The organism is Sphingopyxis sp. (genome assembly GCF_016463645.1).
Lineage (GTDB): Bacteria > Pseudomonadota > Alphaproteobacteria > Sphingomonadales > Sphingomonadaceae > Sphingopyxis.
This window is the reverse complement of record NZ_JAEMQX010000057.1, coordinates 1-23,177: the sequence shown is the minus strand read 5'-3', so window position 1 is coordinate 23,177 and position 23,177 is coordinate 1. Positions and strand designations below refer to the sequence as shown.

Sequence of the window (23,177 nt, the reverse complement as noted above, 5' to 3'; positions counted from 1 at the left end):
TTGATGCGATAGAATTCATCTTCGGACATGGGAAACTAGAACAACTCCTTTGCGTTAACTGTCGGATTGACGCGCGCGGCAATCTCGCCAGCCGCATCGCGGCTTGTTATAGGCATTATATCCGCACTGACCAGCAGGAACGAGCATGAGCGACAGAGGCCAAGACGACACGACCGAAGCGCCGAATCCCTTCCTGCCCTCGCCCGACGACATCCAGCACTGGGCCAGCGTCATGGGCCGCGCACAACAAATGATGCTCGAATATGCGCTGGGCCAGGCGAACCAGGGTAACAGCGCCGCGGCAGGCCTGTTCGACCCGACGAGCTGGCTACAGAATCCGACGACGCAAGCGTGGGCCGAACAATCGTCGAAGATGTGGGAACAGGGCGTCGCCTTCTGGACTTCGCTCGCAACCATCCAGCCGGGCTTCGCGCCCGCCGCCGACGCGAGACAGGACAAGCGCTTCACGGACCCCGACTGGACCCAGAACCCTGTGTTCGCGCTGATCCGCCAGACCTACGGCCTCCTCGCCGAGCAATTGCTCGCTACGACGCGCACCATGCAGGGGCTCGACGAGCACGCGCGCGCGAAGATGGAGTTTGCCGCGAAGAATATGACCGAGGCGCTGTCACCCTCGAACCTCGCGGTCACCAACCCCGAAGTGATCAAGCGCGCGATCGAGACGCGCGGCGAGAGCCTGCTCAAGGGCCTCAAACACATGCTCACCGACCTGTCGCGCGGGCAGCTTTCCCACGTCGATCCCGATGCATTCGAGGTCGGCGTCAATATCGCGACGACTCCGGGCAAGGTCGTCCACGAAACCGATCTCTATCAGCTGATCCAATACGGCCCGACGACAAAGGAGGTCTTCACCGTCCCGCTCGTCATCTTCCCGCCGTGGATCAACCGCTTCTACATTCTCGACCTCAATCCCGCGAAAAGCTTCGTCGCCTGGGCGGTCGAACAGGGGCTCAGCGTCTTCATGGTGTCGTGGAAGTCGGCCGACGCCTCGATGAGCGAGGTCGTCTGGGACGATTATATCGCAGCGCAAGTCGACGCGATCGACACGGTTCGCAACCTGCTCGATGTGCCGCATGTCCACACGATCGGCTATTGCGTCGCGGGCACGACACTTGCCGCGACATTGGCAATGCTGTCGGCGCGGGGCGAGGCCGACAAGGTCAAGTCGGTGACCTTCTTCACCGCGCAGGTCGATTTCGAGCTGGCGGGCGACCTCAAGATGTTCGTCGACGAAAGCTATCTGACCCTGCTCCAGCAGCTGTCGGCGGGTGGCTTCCTCGACGGGCGCTATATGGCCGCGACCTTCAACAGCCTGCGCGGGCGCGACCTCATCTGGAACTATGTCGTCAGCAATTATCTGCTCGGCAACGACTATCCGCCCTTCGACCTCCTCTACTGGAATGGCGACGTCACCAACCTGCCTGCCAGGTGGCACCGCCAATATCTGATCGATCTTTACCGCGACAACCGCATGGTGATCCCGAACAGCCTGTCGGTGATGGGAACGCCGATCGATCTCAGGAAGATCGAGACCCCGGCCTATATCCAGGCGGGGCGCGAGGATCATATCGCGCCTCTCGCCAGCGTGTGGAGGCTGATGGATCATCTGTCGGGCCCGAAGACTTTCCTGCTTGCCGGATCGGGCCATATCGCCGGCGTGGTCAATCCGCCCGCTGCGGGCAAATATCAATATTGGACCGGCGACAACGACGCCGCGACGCTCGACGAGTTCGTCGCGGGCACGACCGAGACCAAGGGAAGCTGGTGGCCGCACTGGATCGACTGGATCGCGGAGCAGGATAGCGGAAAAACCCCGGCCAAAGATGCGCGCCTGCCGGGAAAGGGCACCAGAAAGGCGATCGAGGACGCCCCGGGACGCTACGTCAAACAGCGGTAATATCCGGCGAATATACTGCCTGCGGGCCGGCGCTGTGATTGTTTTTGTGCACCGCACAAATTTCCTCTTGAAATTGCCGACCCACTCCTATATTGTGCAGTGCAACATAAAGGAGTTGTCCCGATGGCTACCAAGATGGATAGTGCCGAAAAGGCTTTCGAAGCCGCGACGCTGGAAACCGCCGCCAAGCCGGTGGCAGCTCCCGCCGCTCCGGTCGAAGCTGCCCCCGCAGCGAAGGTCGAGGCGCCCGTGAAAACCAAGACTGTCGCGGCGAAGGCCAAGCCGGTCCAAAAGAAAGCCGCAAAGCCGGCAGCGAAGAAGGTCGCCCCCAAGAAGGCGGCTGCAAAGACCATTGCCCCCAAGCCCGCGAAGACTGCGCCGAAGCCGGCCGCCCTCGCCACCAAAGGACTGAAGACCATGAACGACACCGTCAAGAAGTTCGCCGACGAAGCGAAGACCCGCGCCGAAACCCTGACCGCCGACTTCAACGAGAAGGCGAAGGAAGCGTTCGCGAAGTCGAGCAAGCTCGCCGAAGAAGCCGTCGAGTTCAACAAGGCGAACATCGAAGCCCTCGTTGAGTCGGGCAAGATCGCTGCCAAGGGCATCGAAACGCTCGGCCAGGAAGGCGTCACCTTCGCTCGCAAGAGCTTCGAAGACACGACCGCCGCGCTGAAGGGCTACACCGCCGTCAAGACGCCGGCCGACTTCTTCAAGCTCTATGCCGAAAACAGCAAGAAGGCGTTCGACGCCGCCGTTGCGCAGACCTCGAAGACCAGCGAACTCGTCGTCAAGCTGACGAACGACAGCTTCGCGCCGATCTCGAACCGCGTTTCGGTCATCACTTCGAAGATGAAGGCCGCCTGAGCGACTTCAGCTTCTCTCGTTGGCGCGGGCACTTCCCCCTCCTCTCCCCGTCTGCGCCGACACCCCAAGGCCGCTCGCTTCCTCGGAAGCGGGCGGTTCTTGTTTTGGCGCACAGGCCGTGCCGGCCTGCTGGCGAACAAGAGGTTAAAATCCGCGACCGCGCCCCTTGCGCTTGGACCGCGGCTTGCGATATTCCTGACCATGATGTTTCCAGTTTCGACCATGACCCCGGTTCGCGCGATGGCGGACAAGGACGACGGCTCGCCCGGCAGCCCCGGCGTCGGCATTGCAACTCGCACCCGCGCAAAGGCGAAAAAGCCCTCGATGTACAAGGTGCTGCTGCTCAACGACGACTACACGCCGATGGAATTCGTCGTGATGGTCCTCCAGCGCTTCTTCAACATGGATATCGAACAGGCGACGCAGGTGATGTTGCACGTCCACCAGCAGGGCGTCGGCGTGTGCGGCGTGTTCAGCTATGAGGTCGCCGAAACCAAGGTCAATCAGGTGATGGACGCGGCGCGGCAGAACCAGCATCCGCTGCAATGCACGCTGGAAAAGGCCTGATCAGCCCGCCCGCGCCGCCTGCTCGGCCCTGAGCGCCTCCGACGGCTCGCCTTTCAGATCGCCATAGCGCAGCGGTTCGCCGCATCCCGGACAAATGGTTGACGTCCCGACGTCGGCACCGCACGCGCGGTGGATATAGCGCATCGCCGGACCCGAACCGGTCTCGCCCTCCTCATATGCCCAGCGTTCGGCCCAATTGCGCATCGCATAGAGGACGTCGAACAGATCCTTTCCCTTCGCGGTCAGGCGATATTCGTGGCGCGGCGGACGATCCTGATAGGCGTGACGCTCGACCACCCCTTCCCCTTCCATGCGCTTGAGCCGCGCCGATACGAGTTGCGGCCCCAGCCCCGTATTCGCCGCAATCGCCTCGAAACGCCGCCGTCCGAAAAACAGGTCGCGCAGGATCAGCAGCACCGCGCGGTCGCCGAGCAATTCGGCCGACCGCCCGACAGGACAGAAGGTATCCGACAGATCCGCGCGTTTGGGCATTTTGCGTCTCCAACTCCCATGTTCCCAGAAATCTCTTGTCACTATGATTATCATAGTTACTATCTCGCACAAGAGGAGAGTCGCATGTCTGCAGCCATCATCATCGGAGCCGGCGACGCCACGGGCGGCGCCATTGCGCGCGCCTTTGCCGCCGAAGGTCTCACCGCCTGCGTCAACCGCCGCGAACGCAATGCCGAGCAACTCGAAGCGCTCGCAGAGTCGATCCGCGACGACGGCCATGCGGCGCGCGCCTTCCCCGGCGACGCCCGTAGCGAAGAGGCGATGATCGCGCTCTTCGATCAGGTCGAGGCCGAGGTCGGACCGGTCGAGGTCGCGGTGTTCAACATCGGCGCCAACGTCAATTTTCCCATCATCGAGACGACTCTGCGCGTCTACACCAAGGTCTGGGAAATGGCGTGCCTCGGTGGCTTCCTGATGGGCCGGGAAGCCGCGAAACGCATGGCGCCGCGCGGCCGCGGCACGATCATCTTCACCGGCGCGACCGCGAGCCTGCGCGGTGGCTCGGGCTTTTCCGCCTTCTCGGGCGCCAAGGGCGCGCTCCGCATGCTCGCGCAATCAATGGCGCGCGAACTCGGGCCACAGGGTATCCATGTCGCGCACACCGTGATCGATGGCGCGATCGATACCGAATTCATCAAGAGCCGCCACCCCGATTTCGACAACGCCAGGGCACAGGATCTTGTCCTGGACCCGGCGGCGATCGCCGCCAATTATGTCATGCTCCACAAACAGCCGAGAAGCGCGTGGACCCACGAACTCGACCTCCGCCCATGGGGAGAAAAATGGTGACCCAAAGCCCGGCAAAGACGCTCGAACTCATCTTCGATTTCGGTAGCCCCAACGCGTATCTCTGCATGAAGGCCTTGCCCGACCTGCTCGACCGTACCGGCGCCGACCTCGTCATCACGCCCTGCCTCTTGGGCGGCATCTTCAAGGCGACAGGCAACAAGGCGCCGATGGTCCGATACGCGGACGCGCCGGCTAAACTCGCTTACGAGAATCTCGAAATGCGCCGCTTCATTGCGAGGCACAACCTGGTCAAATTCCGTATCAACCCGCACTTTCCGGTCAATACGCTGACGATCATGCGCGGCGCGATCGCCGCCGACGACGAAGGCAATCTCGACGACTATGTCGACGCCGTAAACCGCGCGATGTGGGAAGACGGCCTCAAGATGGACGATCCCGGGGTCATCGCCGCCTTCCTGTCCGCGAACGGCTTCGATGGCGATGCGCTGCTCGTCCGCACGCAAGAACCCGAAATCAAAGCGAGACTCGCCCAAAACACCGAAGCCGCGGTCGCGCGCGGCGTGTTCGGCATCCCGACCTTCTTCGTCGGCGGCGAGATGTTCTTCGGCAAGGACCGGCTGGCGCAGGTCGAGGAGGCTCTCGGCTAGGCCTGCGCCGCGGGCGCCGGACGCCCGGCCGCCAATATGCCGGCAACGATCAGCGCCAGCCCGATGATGTGGAACAGGTAGAGCCGCTCGCCGAGGAAGAGCATCGCGAGCCCCGCGCCCATCAGCGGCATCACATTCATATATTGCCCCGTCGCCGCCGACCCGATCAGTTCGACCCCGCGATTGAAGAAGAGATAGGCGAGGAAGGACGGAAAGACCGAAACATAGGTGATCGCCAGTGCACTGCCCGTCGCCGGAACGATCAGCCGGCCCGACCAGAGCTCTTGCGCGTAGAAGGGCGCAATCACTGCGATGCCGACGACCATCGACGCCGCGAGAAAGCTCAGCGGATGCACCGCGGGGCGACGGCGGAGCAGCACCGAATAAAGCGCCCACAGCAACACGGCGCCGCCGATGATCGCGTCGCCGATGTTGAGCCGCAGCCCCCACAGCATCGCCGGATCGCCGCGCGCGATGATCGCCAGCACGCCGACGAGGGAGATGAACACGCCCGCGATCTGGCGCAGGCTCGTCCGCTCGCCCATCACCACCGCGCCGACGACAAGCACGAGCGCCGGCAGCGCGGACTGGATCAGCATCGAATTGAGCGCGGTCGTGCTCTGCAGGCCGGTATAGAGCAGGATGTTGAACGACCCGATCGCCAGCGCGCCGAGCAACGCGACGATCGGCCAGTTCGCGCGCAATGTCGGCCAGTCGCGTTTCAGATGCGGCCAGGCAAGCGGCAGAAGCAGCGCGAGAGCCAGCGTCCAGCGCCAGAAAGAAAGGGCGGCGGGCGGTACCAGATCGCGCGCCGCGCGGCCGACGATCGAATTGCCGGCCCAGAAGAGCGCGGTCACCGTGAGCAGCGGATAGGCCCGCGACCATAGCGCCGCGAGCGGCCCACCATCCTTCAGCATTGTCCGACCCCATTGTCCCGAAAGCGCGCCGCCCGGGTCTGTCCCGGGCGGACGGCCATAGCGGTACCAGATCGCGCGCCGCGCGGCCGACGATCGAATTGCCGGCCCAGAAGAGCGCGGTCACCGTGAGCAGCGGATAGGCCCGCGACCATAGCGCCGCGAGCGGCCCACCATCCTTCAGCATTGTCCGACCCCATTGTCCCGAAAGCGCGCCGCCCGGGTCTGTCCCGGGCGGACGGCCATAGCGGACGCGCCTCCCCTGTCTAGGTGAAGTCGAGCTGGATGATATCGTTTGGCGTCGCGCGGCAATACATCTCGACCTGCTTCGCGCCGTCGGGATAGGTCGCGGTCATCGTCGCGCGGATACGCCAGCCGCCATTGCCCTGTTCGAGCGAGATCAGCTTGTCGTACGACAGCCGCGTCCCGCCGGTGACGCCGATCTGGCGCGCGGCATCGTTCATGCAATTCTGCACCGACGGGCGCGATGCGCTCGGCAAGGCCGAAAGATTGGCGCTCAACGCTGCCGGCGGACCAGCCGGATAGGTCGGCGTTGTCGTATCCTCGGGCGCAGTCGTCTGCTCGCCGGCCGGTTCCTTCTTTTTCTTCTGGCTTGCCAGCAATGCGAGCAGCCCGCCCGCGACAACGATGCCGCCGATGATCAGCCCGGTGCTCGGCCCCTTGTCCTTATCCTTTTCGGGCGGCCGGACATTGCGATAGCCATAGCCGAACTCGGCGCGACACCCCTTGTCTACCCACACATAGGAACTGGTGTAGCCCCACTGGCGTCCGGCGTTGCACTTGCCGCCCAACTTGCGCAGCAATTCGACCCGGTCGCTGGTTCGAACGTTGCACTGTTCGTAACGATTGCTGCGCGACTCGCAACGTAGCGTGCCCGCATAGTCGTCGACCGGCTGCGGCAGCGGCGTCGGGTAGCCGCCGTTATTCGCATAGCCATAAGCGAATTCGGCGCGGCAACCGCCCGACACCCAGATCTGCGTCGCGGTAAAGCCCCAGTCGCGCCCCTTCGAGCAACGCCCGCCGATCACCCGCTGCAGGTCGACGCGGTTGCCGGTGCGGACGTTGCAGCGCTGCGTCTGATTGTTGCGCGATTCGCAGCGGATTGTCCCCGCATAACCATTGCCATAGCCCGGGCGTGGCGGCTGAATCTGCGGGCCGCCGGGCGGTGGATAGGGCAAGGTCGTCGCTTGGGGCATAACCGGGACGGCAAGCTGACTGGCGATCAACGTGGCCGTAGTGACGATCGTGACGACATTATTCCGCATGACCTTACTCCCCTGTGAAAAGTCGCTTCCGTTACGCTGTCCTTGCCTGCCTTAAATAGACAGGAACAGTTTCATATTTTCACTGGGAAAGCCATGATGAAAGCCGCGCTTCATCGACAATAACTTGACCGGGAGCACGGCTTCCCTTCTCCCGCCGGATAGATTATTTTGAACCTTCCCCGGGTCGCGCCACAGCAGGGGATCCGACCATGTCTACCTCGATCATCGACGGCAGCATCGAAGCAGCCGACCTCAAGCGCGCCAAGGGCGGCGCCACAATCTTTCGCAGCATCACCTTTCAGCAGACCGGCGTCGGCACGCGAACGATCCGCAATGCCGTGGTGAAGGACAATGTCGCCGCCGAACTGGTGCCCGGCACGCACGGCCGGTTCTATCTCTACAACGCCTTCGACCTGAAGGGCGTCCATGGCATCCGCACGCCCGGGGGCCGCGACGTCTATGGCTTTGCCGGAAACAACCGGAAATTGTTCCTGATCCTCGGGATCTTCAACTGCGTCTGGATCGCGCTCCGCGTTCTGGTGATCGATGGCCATGTGCCAATGCTCGCCGTTCTCCTGCTTGTCCTGGCGGCTGTCGGCTTCGTCTTCATGGGAAAAGGCGAGCGCGAAGCCAAGGCGCAGTTCGATGACGATGCCGGCTATCGTCCGCCCGTATAGCCAGCCCGCTTGCGCGCTATCGCGCATGCGCTAAAGACGCGGGATGGATCAGATCGTCATTCGCGGCGGCCAGCGACTCAAGGGCCGTATCCCCATCTCCGGCGCCAAGAATGCGGCGCTCACGCTGTTGCCCTGCGCACTGCTCACCGACGAACCGCTGACGCTGCGCAACCTGCCGCGGCTCGCCGATGTCGACGGGTTCGGCCATCTGCTCAACCAACTCGGCTGCTCGACGACGATCGAGGGATCGCGACCCGAGGATTTCGGCCGTGTCATGACCGCGCGGACGACGACGCTGACCTCGACCGTCGCGCCCTATGACATCGTGCGCAAGATGCGCGCGTCGATCCTCGTGCTCGGCCCGCTGCTCGCGCGCGCGGGCGAAGCGACCGTGTCGCTGCCCGGCGGCTGCGCGATCGGGAACCGCCCGATCGACCTGCATCTGAAGGCGCTTGAAGCTTTCGGCGCCGAGATAGAGCTTGCCTCGGGCTATGTGAAGGCAAGCGCCCCCGGCGGCCGTCTCGCGGGCGGCAAGTTCACCTTCCCCGTAGTCTCGGTCGGCGCGACCGAAAATGCCGTGATGGCGGCCGTGCTGGCCAAGGGCACCTGCGTGCTCGAAAATGCGGCGCGGGAGCCCGAGATCGTCGATCTCTGCAACTGTCTCGTCGCGATGGGCGCGCATATCGAGGGCATCGGCACCGAAACACTGACGATCGAGGGCGTCGACCGGCTGCACGGAGCGACCTATCGCGTCATGGCCGACCGCATCGAGGCGGGCAGCTATGCCTGCGCCGCCGTCATCACCGAGGGCGACGTCGAACTGGTCGGCGCAAAGGCCGACGAGATGCAAGCCACGCTCGCCGCGCTGCGTCAGGCGGGCGCGACGGTCGAGGAAACCAAGGGCGGCATCCGGGTCGCCATGTCGGGCCGCGCCGACCCCGTCACGCTGTCGACGGCGCCCTACCCCGGCTTCGCGACCGACATGCAGGCACAATTCATGGCGATGGCAACGCTCGGCAAGGGCGCGTCGCTGTTCACCGAGACGATCTTCGAGAACCGCTACATGCACGTCCCCGAACTGGCGCGCATGGGCTGCGACATCGAGGTACGCGGGCGCAGCGCGGTCGTACGCGGCGTCGACAGACTGATCGGCGCGCCCGTGATGGCGACCGACCTTCGCGCCTCGATGAGCCTGATCATCGCAGGCCTCGCCGCCGCGGGCCAGACCGAGGTCAACCGTGTCTATCACCTCGACCGCGGTTATGAGCGGCTCGAAGAAAAGCTGCAGGCGGTCGGCGCCGATATCGAGCGGATCAGCGCGGGGTAAGCTTCTCGGAGCGGCCATAGGGGCCGCTGGCGCGACCCTTGATCCAGTCACCGAGCAATTTGAGATAGCCATCGGTGATGCGCGTGACGCTGCGCGATCCGTCAGCGTTGGTCGTGAATTCGAACATGCCGTGGTCGGTGCCCGGGAAGAGATAGACGTCGAACGGCTTGCCTTCCTTCGCGAGCCCGAGCAGCGCACCGCGCGTCGTTTCGATCGGCGCCTCGCGGTCCTCGCCCGCGAGCACCCAGAGCAAGGGCGTGTCGAGTTTCCCCAGCGCGGCGACGGCATCATAATCCCAGATCAGCTCGAGATTGTCGAAGCGGGCGCGCCCGACGCGGCGCAACTCGTCGTTCGGCATTCGCGCGATCGCACCGCTATATTCGCCCTCGATCTTCGCCGCCCATGGCTTGTCCGCCATTTCGCGCCGGACGGCATCGAGTGCGGTATAGCCGTCCCGGAAACCGGAAAGCAGCAAGCCCGCGGTCGCCTGCGACAGGCGAGTGACCAGCGCTTCGGCGTCCTTGCCCAGCCCCGCCGCGCGCACCTCCGATACCATCTGCTCGCGATCCTCCTCGATCGGCGAGGCGACCAGGCCGAAGCCGACGGTCACGAAATCGGCCTTGGTCCGCGTCGCGGCGAGCGGCGCGACCCAGCCGCCCTGGCTGCCGCCGAAGAAGCCCGCGCGGCCATAGCGACCCGCGGCCAGGCCGCGCGCGGTATCGAGCGCCTTCGCCGCATCGGCGGCTAGCAGTTCGAAATTCTGTGTATATTCGCCCTCGGACCCGCCGGTGCCGCGCTTGTCATAGATGAAGACCGAAATCCCTTGCGCCGCCATCGCATAGCCATAGACGCCGCCGACCGGTGAATTGCGCTCCGATCCGTGCACCATCACGACGAGCGGCCGCTTGGCGTCGGCGCCCGGCGGCTCGATCAGCACACCAGTCATATTCGTGCCCACACTATCGAAGCTCGCCGGTGTTTCGCGAAAGACGACCGGTTTCCAGGTCTTGCCGCCCACGCTGACCTCGCCGGCGCCGCAGGCCAGCGGTGTGGCCGCATCCGTCGTGGCGCCGCGCCGGCCGTCGCGGAACAGATAACGCAGCCCCGGCGCCGCGACCGCCGGCGAGGTCACCAGGACGACGAAATCGCCGTCGGGTGCGGCATAGGTGCCGGGGTCGCAGGGCGCCTGCGCCGCGACAGGGCTGGCAAAAAGGGTCGCAAGGGCGAGGAGAAGTGTGCTGGCGAGATGTTTCATCGCACCGTATTATTACCACAATACACTAAAAGCAACCGGGGTCGGGGCCTAGCTATCAGGCTCGACCGCGATGGAGACCATATTCCCGCTGACCGAAGGTCGCTCGGGCCGTTTTGCGACCGCGATCACCAGCCCGACCAGCGCGACGACACCGCCCGCGATCGACAGCGTCGCCCAGCGATAGCCCTCGAACGCGGTCGAAAAGCCCATCGCGATGATCGGGATCAGGACGCTCGACCATGCCGCCTGCCCCGGCCCCACGGCGCGGATGACGTTGAAATAGAGCGGAAAGGTCACCGCGCTCGCGATGATGCCGAGGTAGAATACACCGCCCAGATAGACGGCGGTCGGCTCGATCACCGGCGGACCGGTCGTGACCCACGCGTAGCTACCGTCGGCAAGCGCGCCGAAGGCCATCGCCCACGCGATCATGACGACCATCGACTGCGCGCGTGCGATCGCCGTGCCCTGCATGACATTGGCGGTCGAGGCGCTCATTACCCCAGCAAGCGTCAGCGCGGTACCGACCAGAACTTCGCCCGCGCCAACGGCCGCGGCGCGATATTCGTGGAGGATCATCAGCCCGACGCCGACGATCGCGATCCCGGCGCCGGCGAGGAAACGCCCTTCGAGCGGTGTCCTCAGAAAGGCCCGCCCGAGCAGGGTATTGGGCACGATCAGCAGCGCGAACAGCACCGCGACCAGACCCGACGTGATATGCTGCTCGGCGCGATAGACGAAATTGAAGTTGAAGGTGAATTGCGCGACCCCGAGCGCGACCGCGAAAAGCATCGCGCGGGGTTCGAGCAGCAACCGTTCGCGCCGGACCACCGCAAAGGCGAACATCGCGATCGCCGCGACCGCAAAGCGATAGGTTACCGACCAGCTCGGCGGCACGATGCCGAGTTGCCCCTTGATCACGATCCAGGTCGATCCCCAGATCAGCGTCACCAGCGCGAAGGGCAACAGAATGCGCGGGCTGAGCAGCGTCGGCTGCTCGCTGCTCACAGCGCGCCGATCGCGGCTGCCAGCGGAGCGACCGCCTCCGCATCCTGATCCCAGCTGACGACAAGGCGCGCGGCGCCCTCGCCCCAGTCGTAGAAGTCGAAACCGGCATCGCGCAGCTTCGCGGCTTCCGCGGCGGTCAGGCGAACGAACAACTCGTTGGCCTCGACCGGATACATCAACCGGCCGCCGCACGCCGCCGCGAGTTTCGCCGCCCCGGCATTGGCGGCGCGCGCATTGGCGAGCCACAGATCGTCCTTGAGCATCGCGCGGATTTGCGCCGCGACGAAGCGCCCCTTGCTGAGCAGATGCCCGCCGCGCTTCTTGAGCTCGCGCACGCCCGCGCCGCCGCTGCCGCCGAAAAAGACGATCGCCTCGGCCATCATCGCGCCATTTTTGGTGAAACCGAAAGACAGGGCATCGACCCCGGCGCGCCAGGTCACATCGGCGGGCGCGCAGCCGAGGAAGGCGACGGCGTTGGCGAAGCGCGCGCCGTCCATGTGCAGTTTCAGCCCCTTGCCCTTGGCGATCTCGCTGATCTCGCCGATCTCGTCGGCGCGCCACGCGAGGCCATATTCGGTCGCGTTGGTGATGCTGACCGCCGCCGGCTGGACCTGATGCACGTCCTGCCGGATTCCCGCGATCTGCGCCTTCAGCGCCGCGGCATCGATCTTCGCACCGCGACCCGGCAGGGTCATCAGCTTCGCGCCGCCCGAATAGAAGGTCGGCGCGCCGCATTCGTCGACCTCGATATGCGCTTCCTCATAGCAAAGAATGCCCTGCCACGGCCGCACGAAATGCGCGAGGATGATGCTGTTCGCCGCCGTCCCGGTCGGGATCCACACGACTTCGCAATCGGTTTCGAAAAGCTCCGAAAACGTCGCGTCGAGCGACTGGCTGAGCGCATCGCCGTCATAGGCCGTGTCGACGTGGTTGGCGGCTGCCAGCGCCTCCATTACCACCGGATGGACGGCTGCGGCATTGTCGGAGAAAAAGCGGGTCGCGGTCATGCCCCGCGCCTTAGCGCAGGATCGGGCCGCTTGCTAACCCCTCATTTCGACTGCACTTCGCCGGATACGTCTGCGGCGTCGTCAGGGGTTGCTCCGCGTGCAAGACCCGCCCCGCCAGCGATGCCGAGCCCGCCCGCCATGCCCATCCCCATGCCACCGCTGCCACCGCCACGGCCGCCGCTGCCACCTCGCGCGTCGGCACCCCGGCCGCCGCCCTTGCCGCCGCTACCCGACGGACGCGTCGGGCCTTGCGCGGGGATGACGACGTCGACCGGAACCGGATCGAGATCGAGCGCCTTGCGGATGAAATCGCGCAGTTCGACGACCAGGTCGTGGACATGCACCGGCCGTCCTTCGGCGAGTTCCTGCGCCGCGCGGCTCGCGAGCCGGACCTGTGTTTCGGTGCCGAGCAGGATGATATCGGACAGCGCGCCTTCGACGGCGTCGCGGATGCGGCGTGGCCGGTCCGATTCGCCGGGCCCATCCTCTTCGGTCGCGGGCTCATCGGACAGGTCGATCGCGGGCTCCGCCTTCGCCTCGCTCGCCTGGCGCTTGATGTCGCGCAGGTGGCGGGGATCGACCATCAGATTGCCCGTGAACGACCCGCCGAGCGTCTTGTAGGCGGCCATCAAGGTGCGCAGCCGCTCGTTGATCTGACGGTTCATCCGCTCGCGGCGCTGCTGGATCGTCATCATGACCATCAGCCGGATGCCGACGCCGATCAGCGTCACCAGCGCGAGACCAAGCAAAGTTGTGCCGATGGTTTGCCACGATGAAAAATCGAAGAAGCGCATGGCGGCGATAGTGCCGCTCTTCGCGGTGCGGCGCTACCTGAAAATCGGATGCCCTGACGGCCTCAGATGCCGAGACCGTCCGCGCAGTCGAATGCCGAAGCGAGCTTTTCGCGGAAACCTGAAGCGTCCGATCCCACATCGACGAGTACGGCGTCGCCGGTCGCGGTCGCATCGAGCCGCTCGTGGAGCGCGATGGTCAACGAATCCTCCGCGAACAGGTCGCCGACGAAGCGGTTATGCGCCACGAAACTCAGCCGGTCCGGCGTCGATTCGATCACCAGAGCGCGCCACGCGGGGCCGTAGCTCGCCTTCACCCACAGTTTCGTGCCGACGGGAAGCGCGCGTGTCGGCCTGCCGGTCACGACCGCGACATTGATCATCGTGCGGTCGGCCTCGTTGAAGGCCTGGCGAATCTCGATCGATCCGCTGCCGAAGCGCGCGGTGCATTCGCCCGCGCTGCGGCTCACATAGCCAAGGTCGGCATAGCTGGCGTCGTTGAACGCGGGAGTCAGGCTGGCCGCGGCCAGCAGAAGCGAGAACATGGACCAAGGCTCCTGTCGCAGCCGGGTCCGTGCCCGGCCGTCTTACTGACCCTGTTTCGCGAGCAATTTCAAGCGCAAGGCGTTCAGCTTGATAAAGCCCGCCGCGTCCTTCTGATCATAGGCGCCGGCATCGTCCTCGAAGGTCACATGGCGTTCGCTGTAGAGGCTGAACGGCGACTTGCGGCCAACAACGCTCGCATTGCCCTTGTAGAGCTTGAGCCGGACGGTGCCGGTAACATTGGTCTGGCTGTGGTCGATCGCCGCCTGCAGCATCTCGCGTTCGGGCGCGAACCAGAAGCCGTTGTAGATGAGCTCGGCATATTTCGGCATCAGCTCGTCCTTGAGGTGCGCGGCGCCGCGGTCGAGCGTGATGCTCTCGATACCGCGGTGCGCGCGGGCATAGATTTCGCCGCCCGGCGTCTCGTACATGCCGCGCGACTTCATGCCGACGAAACGGTTCTCGACGAGGTCGAGGCGGCCGATGCCATGCTTGCGGCCAAGATCGTTGAGCGCCGCGAGCAATGTCGCGGGCGACATCGCCTGTCCGTTCAGCGCGACGCCGTCGCCGCGCTCGAAATCGATCGTGATATGCTCGGGCGTGTCGGGCGCGTCCTCCGGGTTCACCGTGCGCGAATAGACATAGTCGGGGGTCTCTTCCCACGGATCCTCGAGGACCTTGCCTTCGGACGAAGTGTGCAGCAGGTTCGCGTCGGTCGAGAACGGACTTTCGCCGCGCTTGTCCTTCGGCACCGGGATCTGGTTCTTCTCGGCGAAGTCGATCAGCGCGGTGCGACTGGTCAGATCCCATTCGCGCCAAGGTGCAATAACCTTGATGTCGGGATTGAGCGCGTAGGCGCTCAGTTCGAAGCGGACCTGATCGTTGCCCTTGCCCGTCGCGCCGTGCGCGACCGCGTCGGCGCCGGTTTCCCTGGCAATCTCGACCAGCCGCTTCGAAATCAGCGGACGCGCGATCGAGGTACCGAGCAGATAATCGCCCTCGTAACGCGCGTTGGCACGCATCATCGGGAAGACGAAATCGCGGACGAATTCCTCGCGCAGGTCGTCGATATAGATATGCTCCGGCTTGATCCCCATCAGCTCGGCCTTGGCGCGCGCGGGCTCAAGTTCCTCGCCCTGTCCGAGATCCGCGGTGAAGGTCACGACCTCGCAGCCATAGGTGACCTGCAGCCACTTCAGGATGACGCTGGTATCGAGGCCACCCGAATAGGCGAGGACGACGCGCTTGAAGGACTCGGACATGCTGGCACCTTTGGCGAGGGAAAGACGCGGCGCGGCTAGCAGGGCGCCGTCCAACGTGCAACCGGCTTGGCGCCTAGCCGCGCGCAGGCTATTGTCGGCGTCCGGAAGGAAGGCCATGGCCAAAACCGCTATCAAGACCGAGACGACCGACGCCCCGGTCGCCGATTTCATCGTCGCGGTGCCCGATGCGAGACGCCGCGACGAAGCGGCCATCGTCGATGCGATGCACCGGCGCGTCACCGGGCTCGAACCGAAAATGTGGGGGCCGTCGATCATCGGCTATGGCAGCTACGACTATGTCTATGACAGCGGCCATTCGGGAACGATGTGCCGCGCGGGTTTCAGCCCCCGCAAGGCCGCGATGACGCTCTATCTGATGGGCCATTACGGCGACCGGCAGAATGAGGCCGATGCGTTGCTTGCCAGGCTCGGCAAGCACAAGACGGGCAAATCCTGCCTCTATATCAACAAGCTCGCCGACGTGGACCTGGGGGTGCTTGAAAAGCTCGTCGTGCTGAGCTGGAATATCATGAACGAACGCTATCCGGCGTGAGACCTGTCAGGGCAGCACCTCGCGCAGATCATTGAAGCTGCGAACGGGGCGCGGCGGACCGACGTCACCCCATATCCTGACGCTGCCGACGAGCAGAAAGAGGCTGAAGCCTCCGGTGATGCTGGCGAAAACGAAGTCCATCGTCTCCATCGGCCCCCGTTTGAGCTGGAGCGAGTCCCACGCAACATATGCAATAAAGATTGCGCCGATGACCATGAATATCGAGTAGAAGATGGTTTCCCATCGCTGCAACCCGCGCTCGACGCGATCGAAGCGGCCGACCCGCTTCATCCCCCGCGCGAGTTCGAGGATCAGTTCGCGGTAGATGATCTTGCCGAAGGACGTCGGGACCAGCACCAGCTTTCTCTCGCCGTCGCGCCAGATCAGGCAGCGGTATGAATCGAGCCAGCGATATTTGCCCTCGTCGACACTCGCGCGAATGCGGCGGATATCGGTCAGCAGCACTTCGACGCGTCCGCGCCGCGAACCGGTCAGGATCAGCGCCGGCGCCTTGCCGTCGATCACCTCCGCTTCGATCCGCCATCCCTTCAGCCCTGCCCGGCGCATCGCCCAGCCGTTGCGCAGCTGGTATCGATCGATCCGCGTGAGTTCCTCCTCTTCGGTCATCCCCTGCCCCTTCCGCGCTGTGGCTCTCCCTACCTCAACCGCTGCCCTCTCCGCCATAATCGCGCTCGGCTTCCGCCATGTAATCGCGGGTCAACGGCAGCGCATGGCGGCTGCGCGCGAACTGGATCTGGTAATTGCCCATTCCGCCACTTTCGAACGCCGCGGTCGCCCCGGCGAGGTAGAAGCACCACATGCGGAAGAAACGAACGCCCATCATCGCGACGATTTCGGCCTCGCGCGCGAGCGTGCGCGCATACCACTGACGAAGCGTCAGCGCGTAGTGAAGGCGTAGTGTTTCGATGTCGGTCGCGATCAACCGGCTCTTCTCGCTCGCGGCCAATGTTTCGCTGAGCGCCGGGATATAGCCGCCGGGGAAGATATATTTGCGCGTGAAGGCATCGGTCGATCCCGGCTTTCCGAAGCGGCCGATCGTGTGGAGCAGCATCACGCCGTCGGCGGTCATGAGGTTCGCGGCAGCACGAAAGAAAGTTTGGAAATTCGGCGCGCCGACATGCTCGAACATGCCCACCGAAACGATGCGGTCGAACCGCCCCGCCTCGCGCGCGGCAAGATCACGATAGTCGATCAGCTCGAACCTGACCCTGTCGGCGACGCCCGCGGCCTCGGCACGCCGGCGCGCGAGCGCAAGCTGCTCTTCGGACAGGGTGATTCCAAGCACCTCGACCTTTTCGAGCTTCGCCAGCGTGATCGCCATCCCGCCCCAGCCGCAGCCGATGTCGAGGACGCGCTGCCCCGGCGCGAGCGCGAGCTTTGCCGCGATATGCGCCTTCTTCGCGGCCTGTGCTTCCTCCAGCGTCATGTCCGGACGCGCCCAGTAGGCACAGCTGTACTGCATGTCCTCGTCGAGGAAGAGGCGGTAGAGATCGTTGCCGATGTCGTAATGATGCTTGACGTTGGCGCGCGACTGGCGCTGGCGGTTGATCGATCCGATCCGCGTCTTCACCCAGTCGGCGCGGCGGCCGAGCCAGTTCTTGTCATGGAGCTTCGCGCCGCGATCCCACGGCGTGTTCGAGCGGATCAGTGCGACGAGCTCCATGATGTCGCCCTCGACCAGTTCCATTTCGCCGTCCATGAACGCCTCGGCCGCGCCGATACGCGGGTCGAGGATGATGCGGCGCATTCCCTTGCGGCTGGTGAAGCGGATCGTGACGTCAGGAAAATCCGGCGCGGGTTCGCCATATTCCTCGCGCGCGCCGTCGGGCAGGACGACGGTAAGCCGCCCCTTGTGAATAACGCGGGAGAGAAACGGACGCAGGATCGACATTTTAGGAACTGAACCTCCGGCATTCAAAAAGGTTGCGATCAGATTCCCGCATACCATTCATAATCAATGCGATCTTCCCAATAACCGCCCTTGCCGGCACCGATTCCATCGAGGCTTGCGACCGCCTCGATCGCGTTCACATATTTGGCATGCTTGTAACCGAGCTGCCGTTCGATGCGCAGCCGCAGCGGTGCGCCGTTGGCGATCGGCAGCAGCGCGCCGTTCAGCGCCCACGCCATGATCGTCTGCGGATGGAGCGCATCGACCATGTCGCAGCTTTCATAATAGAGCGCGTCGCCGAGCCGGTCGGCGCAGCGGAAGACGATATAGCGCGCGCTGTCCCTTACCCCCGCGGCGGCGAGGATGCCGCTGAGTTGCGGCCCCGTCCATTGCCCGATCGCGCTCCATCCCTCGACGCAGTCGTGGCGCGTGATCTGCGTGCGCTGCGGCATCGCGCGAATATCGGCCATCGACAGCGACAGCGGCCTGGCGACGAGCCCTGCGACCCTGATGCGCCAGTCGGCAAAGCCGCCCGCGGCATGCGCGGCATAGACGGCGCCGGCAGGCAGGCGCGTGCCGTTGGGCCGGAAATAGGGCGACAGCTCCGCGCGGCTGAATTCGCGCGCCAGCGCATCGCGGTCGATCAGCGCGCGCTGGGCCGCGCGGTTCATCTCCTCGCCCATCGACAATATCTTGCGCACGGCGGGTGCGTCGTTGATCGCGTCGCATCCCGGCAGCAAGGGCAGCGCGCCCGCCGCGGCGATGAGCCCGCCGGCGCGCGCGATCAGTTGGCGGCGGGGGAGGATGACCTTGCTCACGCCCCCCGCTCCGGCGGCAGGCGGAACCAGCCGGTGATCATCGAGCGTATTTCGTTTACCGGCCCGGCGAGCAGGACCATTGCGATATGCACGAGGAAAAAGGCGACCAGAGCCCAGGCGGTGATGAAATGGAGCGAGCGCGCCGACTGGCGCCCGCCGAAGATATCAAGCAGCCACGGCCAAGCTGCATTCATGCCGGGCGACATGGTGAGGCCCGTGGCGATCATCAGCGGCAGCGCGACAAAGATCACGCCGATATAGCTGAGTTTCTGGAGGATGCCGTAGCGCGCCGCAGCCTCGCCCCTCGGAAAGCGTAATCGCGCATGCTCCTTCACATCGTGCCAGATGTGGCGCGGCGACCATTCGGCGCGGCGGACGTGAAGGTCCTTCCTGAGATGCCCGCCGATAAGCGTCCAGAGCATGTAAAGTGTCAGCCCGATCGACAGTAGCCACGCGAACAACAGATGCCAGCGTCGCCCGTCGGCAAGGCTGTAGCTCGTCGGAATCGTCGCCCAGCCCGGAAAGGCCCGAGTCTGCACCGCCCCTTGTGCATCGGTCCAGCGGCCGAGCACGCCCGTCGTGTCGATCTTCCAGTCGCCGACGCGCAGATAGCCCGCATCGGCCGTCGAGCCGATCACCAGCCACGCGCGGTCGAAGTTCGCGCCATATTCGCCCCAATAGAGGCGCGGGTGCGCATTGAAGATCATCAGCCCGCTCATCAGCAGGACAAGCAGGGTCGCGGCATTGATCCAATGCCAGAGGCGCGTCGGCAGCCGGTGACGATAGACGCGCACCGGCTCCAGCTTTGCGGGAGCGACGGGAGTTTCAGCCTCGGCCATGATCCCGGTTCGCTCCATCACCCCGTCGGGTTACGCGACGGCCTTTGCTGCATATTCCTCGCGATAGTGGCTCCGCAGGCTGACCTTGTCGATCTTTTCGCTGCCGAGCTTGGGCAGCGCCTCGTTCGACATCCAGATCTGGCATGGCACCTTGTAGGGCGCGAGCCGCGCTCCGAGGAAGGCAACCAGATCGTCGGCGGTGACGCTGCTGCCGGGCTTCATCCACACGACAGCGCCGACGCATTCGCCGAGCCGTTCGTCCGGCAGGCCGAAGACTGCGCACTCGTTCGCTTCGGGATGCTCGTAGATCGCGGCCTCGACTTCCTGACAGCTGATATTCTCGCCGCCGCGGATGATGATGTCCTTCTTGCGATCGACGATGAACAGATAGCCATCCTCGTCGAGATAGCCGAGGTCGCCCGAGCGAAAATAGCCATTGTCGAAGAACGCCGCCTTTGTCGCGGCTTCATTGTTCCAATAACCTTCGAAATTGCACACCGAACGGATGCAGACCTCGCCGACTCCGCCCTGCGGAACCGGCTCGCCATTGTCGTCGAGGATCGCGAGATCGACGAGCGGCTTCGACGCGGGGCCCGTCGACAGCGGCTTGTCGACATAATTCTCGTTGATGATGCCGCATCCGACCGCATTGGTTTCGGTCAGGCCGTAACCGAGCAGGGGTTTGGCTTCGCCCATCTCCGACGCAAGACGCCGCACATGTTCGGGGGGGCGCGGCGCGCCGCCGCCGGCGTAGCTCTTGCAGGTCGACAGATCGTAATTCTTGCGGTTCGGGCTGACGAGAATCTCGTAGCTCATCAGCGGCACGCCCACGAAATAATTGACCTTTTCGTCCTGGATCAGCCGCATCGCCTCGTCGGCATTCCATTTGGGCATCAGGACCAGCTTGCGCCCGATCGCGATACTCTGGAGGAACACCGGAATCTCCGCGGTGACATGAAACAGCGGGGTACATATCAGCGTCGCGGGCTGGATGTCCGACATCAGGCCGTCCTGCGTCAGCAGATGAACGATGCTCGCGGTCTGCGTCACATAATTGAAGATCGCCTGCACCACCGCGTGATGACGCGAATAGGCCCCCTTCGACTGGCCGGTCGAACCCGACGTGAAGAGGATCGTTGCCAGATCGTCGCCGGCAAGCACCGGCAAAACCGTTCCGGCACTGCCGCCCGCATCGGTGATCGGCGCGATCGCTTCGTCGATCGGCTTGCTGATATCGAGAGTGATGACCTTTGCGCCATGGCTGACGCCGGGCTCCGCAAGCCGCGCGGCGCGCTGGACGTCGGCGATGACCAGCTTCGCCTCGGCATCCTCGATTCCCGCGGCGAGCTCCCCGCCCTGCCACCAGCCGTTGAGCAAGGTCGCACAGCCACCCGCCATCAACACGCCGAGATAGGAGATGCACCAGGCATTGGCGTTGCGCATCGCGATGCCGACGCGATCGCCGCGCTCCACGCCATGCCCTTCGACGAGCGCCGCGGCGACCTTGCGCGCGGCGGCATGGACCTGCTTGAAGCTCAGCCGTTCGTCGCCCTCGACCAGAAAGGTCGCGTCGCCATGCTGCGCACAAAAAAAGGCGACATAGTCGGCCAGATTCGTCGGGGCGTTGGTGATGACGGGCAGTTGCTGGCCAAAGCGTTCGACGGATCCGACCTGGATCGGTCCGCCCGGACCCGTGATCAGATTATAGGCGGCTTCCAGGCGCAAATCGAGCGCAGATGGCATCTTTCATCTCTCCTCTTGGTCTCGCTCGCCATACCCCTTATGGGGAGGCCTCTCCTGGGGAAGGACAGCGCGACTATATGTTTCTTTTTGCAACCTTAGCCGAAGCAACGCAATATGTGAACTTCCACGAGCTGATGGGCGAAAACTCGGAGATAGCATTCAGCGTCTTCGGCCTGCCCATTCGCTGGTATGCGCTCGCCTATCTTGCCGGCATTTTCGTCGGTTACTGGTATCTTCTGAAGCTGATCGCGCAGCCTGGCGCACCGATGGCGCGTCGCCACGCCGACGATATGATCTTCTGGGCGATGCTCGGGATCATCCTCGGCGGGCGGATGGGCTATGTCCTCTTCTACAACCTCGGCAATTATATCCAGAAGCCGCTCGACATCTTCAAACTCTGGGACGGGGGCATGTCGCTCCACGGCGGCGTGATCGGCGTACTCGTCGCGATCTGGTATGTGACGCGCAAGGAAAAGCTCAGCTTCCTGCGCTTCTGCGACTATATAGCCTGCGTCGTTCCCTTCGGCCTCTTCTTCGGCCGCCTCGCCAATTTTGTGAACGGCGAATTGTGGGGCCGCGCGACAACCGTGCCATGGGCGATCATCTTTCCCGACAGCGGCACGATGGACCCGCGCCACCCGAGCCAGCTCTACGAAGCCGGGCTCGAGGGTATCGTGATGATGGCGGTCCTCGCCTTCTTCTTCTGGCGCACCGATGCGCGCTACAAGCCGGGTTTTCTCTTCGGCCTGGCCGCGATCATCTATGGCCTCAGCCGCTTCGCCGTCGAGTTCGTGCGCGAACCCGATGTGCAGCTCGGCACGCTGTCGTGGGGCCTCACGATGGGACAGACGCTGACGGTGCCGATGCTGCTGGTCGGTGTCTGGCTCGTCGCGACCGCCAAGGGGCGCCGCAAGCGGATCGAACCGGTCGCCGGAATCGACAGCGTTGCGTGACGGCCCACCGACGCCCGGGAAGCTGATCGGCGAAATCGCGGCGGCACGGCCGACGACGATCGCCGACTTCATGGCGGCGGCCAATGCGCATTATTATGCGACGCGCGATCCGCTGGGCGCCGCGGGCGATTTCACGACCGCGCCCGAAATCAGCCAGATGTTCGGCGAAATGGTCGGCATCTGGATCGCGGACCTGTGGTCGCGCGCGGGCAGCCCGGCGTTTCATTATGTCGAGCTCGGCCCCGGCCGGGGTACGCTCGCCGCCGATGCACTGCGCACGATGGCGCGCTTCGGCTGCGCGCCGGCCGGTATCGATCTGGTCGAAACGAGCCCGACGCTTCGCGGCGCGCAGCTTGCGCGCCTGCCCGCTGCGGAACACCATGACGAGGTCGACGCGCTGCCCGGTGAAGCGCCGCTGATCATCGTCGCAAACGAATTTTTCGACGCGCTGCCGATCCATCAATATGTCCGCGTCGCCGGAGGCTGGCGCGAGCGCATGGTCGGGCGCGGGGATGGCGCGCTGTCGCCCGTCGCGGGCGACATTCCGGCCGACGACGCTGTACCGCCTTCGCTGCGCGCCCGGCCCGAGGGCACGATCGTCGAAACGACGCCCGTCTCGGCCGCGATCATGCAGCGCTGCGCCTTTCGCCTTGCGCGGCAAGGCGGCGCGATGCTCGCGATCGATTATGGCTATGCCGGTCCCGCCGCGGGCGACACGTTGCAGGCGGTGAAGGCCCACCGCTTCGTCGACCCCTTCGCCGACCCGGGCGAGGTCGACCTGACCGCGCATGTCGATTTCACAACGCTTGCAGAAGCAGCGCGAAATGCGGACGTGTCCGTGAGCCCGCTGACGACGCAGGGCGAGTGGCTGCGGCGGCTCGGCATCGATGCGCGGCTCCAATCGCTCGCCAACGCCGCGCCCGCCCGCGCCGGGGAACTGAAAGGTCAGCGCGACCGCCTCGTCGAAGCAGGTGAGATGGGCGACTTGTTCAAGGCGATGGCCTTCACCGCACCCGGTTGGCCCGCGCCC

At 64.6% G+C, this 23,177-nt stretch carries 24 protein-coding genes; 10 read left to right on the top strand and 14 right to left on the bottom strand.

The genetic code is table 11. The features are described from left to right. Positions 1-145: 145 nt before the first annotated feature. The 3 genes from phaC (at position 146) to clpS (ending at position 3,349) form a co-directional block, all read left to right on the top strand. Complete coding sequence (gene phaC / locus JHC57_RS12920; protein WP_294030461.1) at positions 146-1,918, top strand: class I poly(R)-hydroxyalkanoic acid synthase; 1,773 nt, start codon at positions 146-148, stop codon at positions 1,916-1,918. Between the two features lie 123 nt (positions 1,919-2,041). After that, complete coding sequence (locus JHC57_RS12915) at positions 2,042-2,782, top strand: phasin family protein (RefSeq protein ID WP_294030460.1); 741 nt, start codon at positions 2,042-2,044, stop codon at positions 2,780-2,782. Positions 2,783-2,983: 201 nt separating this feature from the next. Continuing rightward, positions 2,984-3,349, top strand: a complete 366-nt coding sequence (gene clpS, locus JHC57_RS12910; protein WP_294030459.1) for an ATP-dependent Clp protease adapter ClpS — start codon at positions 2,984-2,986, stop codon at positions 3,347-3,349. Here the strand turns inward: clpS and JHC57_RS12905 are convergent, their stop codons facing one another. After that, positions 3,350-3,841: a helix-turn-helix domain-containing protein gene (locus tag JHC57_RS12905; protein ID WP_294030458.1), complete on the bottom strand. Its 492-nt coding sequence runs from the start codon at positions 3,839-3,841 to the stop codon at positions 3,350-3,352. Between the two features lie 84 nt (positions 3,842-3,925). On the opposite strand from JHC57_RS12905, the gene JHC57_RS12900 reads away from it, so the two are divergent. Together JHC57_RS12900 and JHC57_RS12895 are read left to right on the top strand one after the other, a co-directional pair. Continuing rightward, entirely contained in the window at positions 3,926-4,651 is a 726-nt protein-coding gene (locus tag JHC57_RS12900; protein ID WP_294030457.1) for an SDR family oxidoreductase, read from the top strand. Further along, positions 4,645-5,259 carry a 2-hydroxychromene-2-carboxylate isomerase gene (locus JHC57_RS12895; protein WP_294030455.1) on the top strand — a complete coding sequence of 205 codons (615 nt, stop codon included), beginning with the start codon at positions 4,645-4,647 and terminating at the stop codon, positions 5,257-5,259. The genes JHC57_RS12900 and JHC57_RS12895 overlap by 7 nt, the downstream gene beginning before the upstream one ends. On the opposite strand, the gene JHC57_RS12890 is transcribed toward JHC57_RS12895, so the two are convergent. Continuing rightward, positions 5,256-6,176, bottom strand: a complete 921-nt coding sequence (locus JHC57_RS12890) for a DMT family transporter (RefSeq protein WP_294030454.1) — start codon at positions 6,174-6,176, stop codon at positions 5,256-5,258. The two genes, JHC57_RS12895 and JHC57_RS12890, sit on opposite strands and share 4 nt — an antisense overlap. Positions 6,177-6,439: 263 nt before the next feature. Then, complete coding sequence (locus JHC57_RS12885; RefSeq protein WP_294030453.1) at positions 6,440-7,459, bottom strand: DUF3011 domain-containing protein; 1,020 nt, start codon at positions 7,457-7,459, stop codon at positions 6,440-6,442. Between the two features lie 209 nt (positions 7,460-7,668). On the opposite strand from JHC57_RS12885, the gene JHC57_RS12880 reads away from it, so the two are divergent. Both JHC57_RS12880 and murA read left to right on the top strand, forming a co-directional pair. After that, positions 7,669-8,136, top strand: a complete 468-nt coding sequence (locus JHC57_RS12880; protein ID WP_294030452.1) for a hypothetical protein — start codon at positions 7,669-7,671, stop codon at positions 8,134-8,136. A gap of 43 nt (positions 8,137-8,179) precedes the next feature. Further along, on the top strand, positions 8,180-9,463 hold the full coding sequence (gene murA, locus JHC57_RS12875; RefSeq protein ID WP_294030451.1) for a UDP-N-acetylglucosamine 1-carboxyvinyltransferase: 1,284 nt from the start codon (positions 8,180-8,182) through the stop codon (positions 9,461-9,463). Here the strand turns inward: murA and JHC57_RS12870 are convergent. The 6 genes from JHC57_RS12870 to JHC57_RS12845 form a co-directional block, all read right to left on the bottom strand. Then, positions 9,450-10,718 carry an alpha/beta hydrolase gene (locus JHC57_RS12870; RefSeq protein ID WP_294030450.1) on the bottom strand — a complete coding sequence of 423 codons (1,269 nt, stop codon included), beginning with the start codon at positions 10,716-10,718 and terminating at the stop codon, positions 9,450-9,452. The two genes, murA and JHC57_RS12870, sit on opposite strands and share 14 nt — an antisense overlap. A gap of 48 nt (positions 10,719-10,766) precedes the next feature. Beyond that, a complete protein-coding gene (locus JHC57_RS12865) occupies positions 10,767-11,726 on the bottom strand; it encodes a DMT family transporter (RefSeq protein ID WP_294030449.1) in 960 nt (319 codons plus the stop codon). Continuing rightward, positions 11,723-12,733, bottom strand: a complete 1,011-nt coding sequence (locus JHC57_RS12860) for a low specificity L-threonine aldolase (RefSeq protein ID WP_294030448.1) — start codon at positions 12,731-12,733, stop codon at positions 11,723-11,725. Before JHC57_RS12860 ends, JHC57_RS12865 begins: the two co-directional genes overlap by 4 nt. A 41-nt stretch (positions 12,734-12,774) precedes the next feature. Then, on the bottom strand, positions 12,775-13,527 hold the full coding sequence (locus JHC57_RS12855) for a hypothetical protein (protein WP_294030447.1): 753 nt from the start codon (positions 13,525-13,527) through the stop codon (positions 12,775-12,777). A gap of 62 nt (positions 13,528-13,589) precedes the next feature. Continuing rightward, a complete protein-coding gene (locus tag JHC57_RS12850; RefSeq protein ID WP_294030445.1) occupies positions 13,590-14,069 on the bottom strand; it encodes a hypothetical protein in 480 nt (159 codons plus the stop codon). Positions 14,070-14,111: 42 nt separating this feature from the next. Then, positions 14,112-15,329 (bottom strand): argininosuccinate synthase, encoded by a 1,218-nt coding sequence (locus JHC57_RS12845; protein WP_294030444.1) that lies wholly within the window; start codon positions 15,327-15,329, stop codon positions 14,112-14,114. A 115-nt stretch (positions 15,330-15,444) separates the two neighbouring features. Here JHC57_RS12845 and JHC57_RS12840 point away from each other — a divergent pair, with 115 nt between their 5' ends. Continuing rightward, complete coding sequence (locus JHC57_RS12840) at positions 15,445-15,882, top strand: DUF1801 domain-containing protein (RefSeq protein ID WP_294030443.1); 438 nt, start codon at positions 15,445-15,447, stop codon at positions 15,880-15,882. A 6-nt stretch (positions 15,883-15,888) separates the two neighbouring features. On the opposite strand, the gene JHC57_RS12835 is transcribed toward JHC57_RS12840, so the two are convergent. Genes JHC57_RS12835 through JHC57_RS12815 form a run of 5 tightly spaced genes read right to left on the bottom strand, consistent with a single transcriptional unit; the run spans position 15,889 to position 21,194 of the window. Next, entirely contained in the window at positions 15,889-16,509 is a 621-nt protein-coding gene (locus JHC57_RS12835; RefSeq protein ID WP_294030442.1) for a hypothetical protein, read from the bottom strand. 34 nt (positions 16,510-16,543) lie between these two features. Further along, positions 16,544-17,794, bottom strand: a complete 1,251-nt coding sequence (locus tag JHC57_RS12830; protein ID WP_294030441.1) for a cyclopropane-fatty-acyl-phospholipid synthase family protein — start codon at positions 17,792-17,794, stop codon at positions 16,544-16,546. 38 nt (positions 17,795-17,832) lie between these two features. Then, a complete protein-coding gene (locus JHC57_RS12825; RefSeq protein ID WP_294030440.1) occupies positions 17,833-18,612 on the bottom strand; it encodes a molybdopterin-dependent oxidoreductase in 780 nt (259 codons plus the stop codon). Next, complete coding sequence (locus JHC57_RS12820) at positions 18,609-19,451, bottom strand: cytochrome b/b6 domain-containing protein (protein WP_294030438.1); 843 nt, start codon at positions 19,449-19,451, stop codon at positions 18,609-18,611. The genes JHC57_RS12825 and JHC57_RS12820 overlap by 4 nt, the downstream gene beginning before the upstream one ends. 30 nt (positions 19,452-19,481) lie before the next feature. Continuing rightward, positions 19,482-21,194: a class I adenylate-forming enzyme family protein gene (locus tag JHC57_RS12815; RefSeq protein WP_294030437.1), complete on the bottom strand. Its 1,713-nt coding sequence runs from the start codon at positions 21,192-21,194 to the stop codon at positions 19,482-19,484. 77 nt (positions 21,195-21,271) lie between these two features. Between JHC57_RS12815 and lgt the strand changes: the two genes are divergently transcribed. After that, the gene (gene lgt / locus JHC57_RS12810; RefSeq protein WP_294030436.1) at positions 21,272-22,147 is read left to right on the top strand and encodes a prolipoprotein diacylglyceryl transferase; all 876 of its coding nucleotides are present in this window, start codon (positions 21,272-21,274) and stop codon (positions 22,145-22,147) included. Beyond that, positions 22,140-23,177 (top strand): SAM-dependent methyltransferase (locus JHC57_RS12805; RefSeq protein ID WP_294030435.1); only part of this gene is annotated, 1,038 nt, incomplete at its 3' end. The genes lgt and JHC57_RS12805, both read left to right, overlap by 8 nt.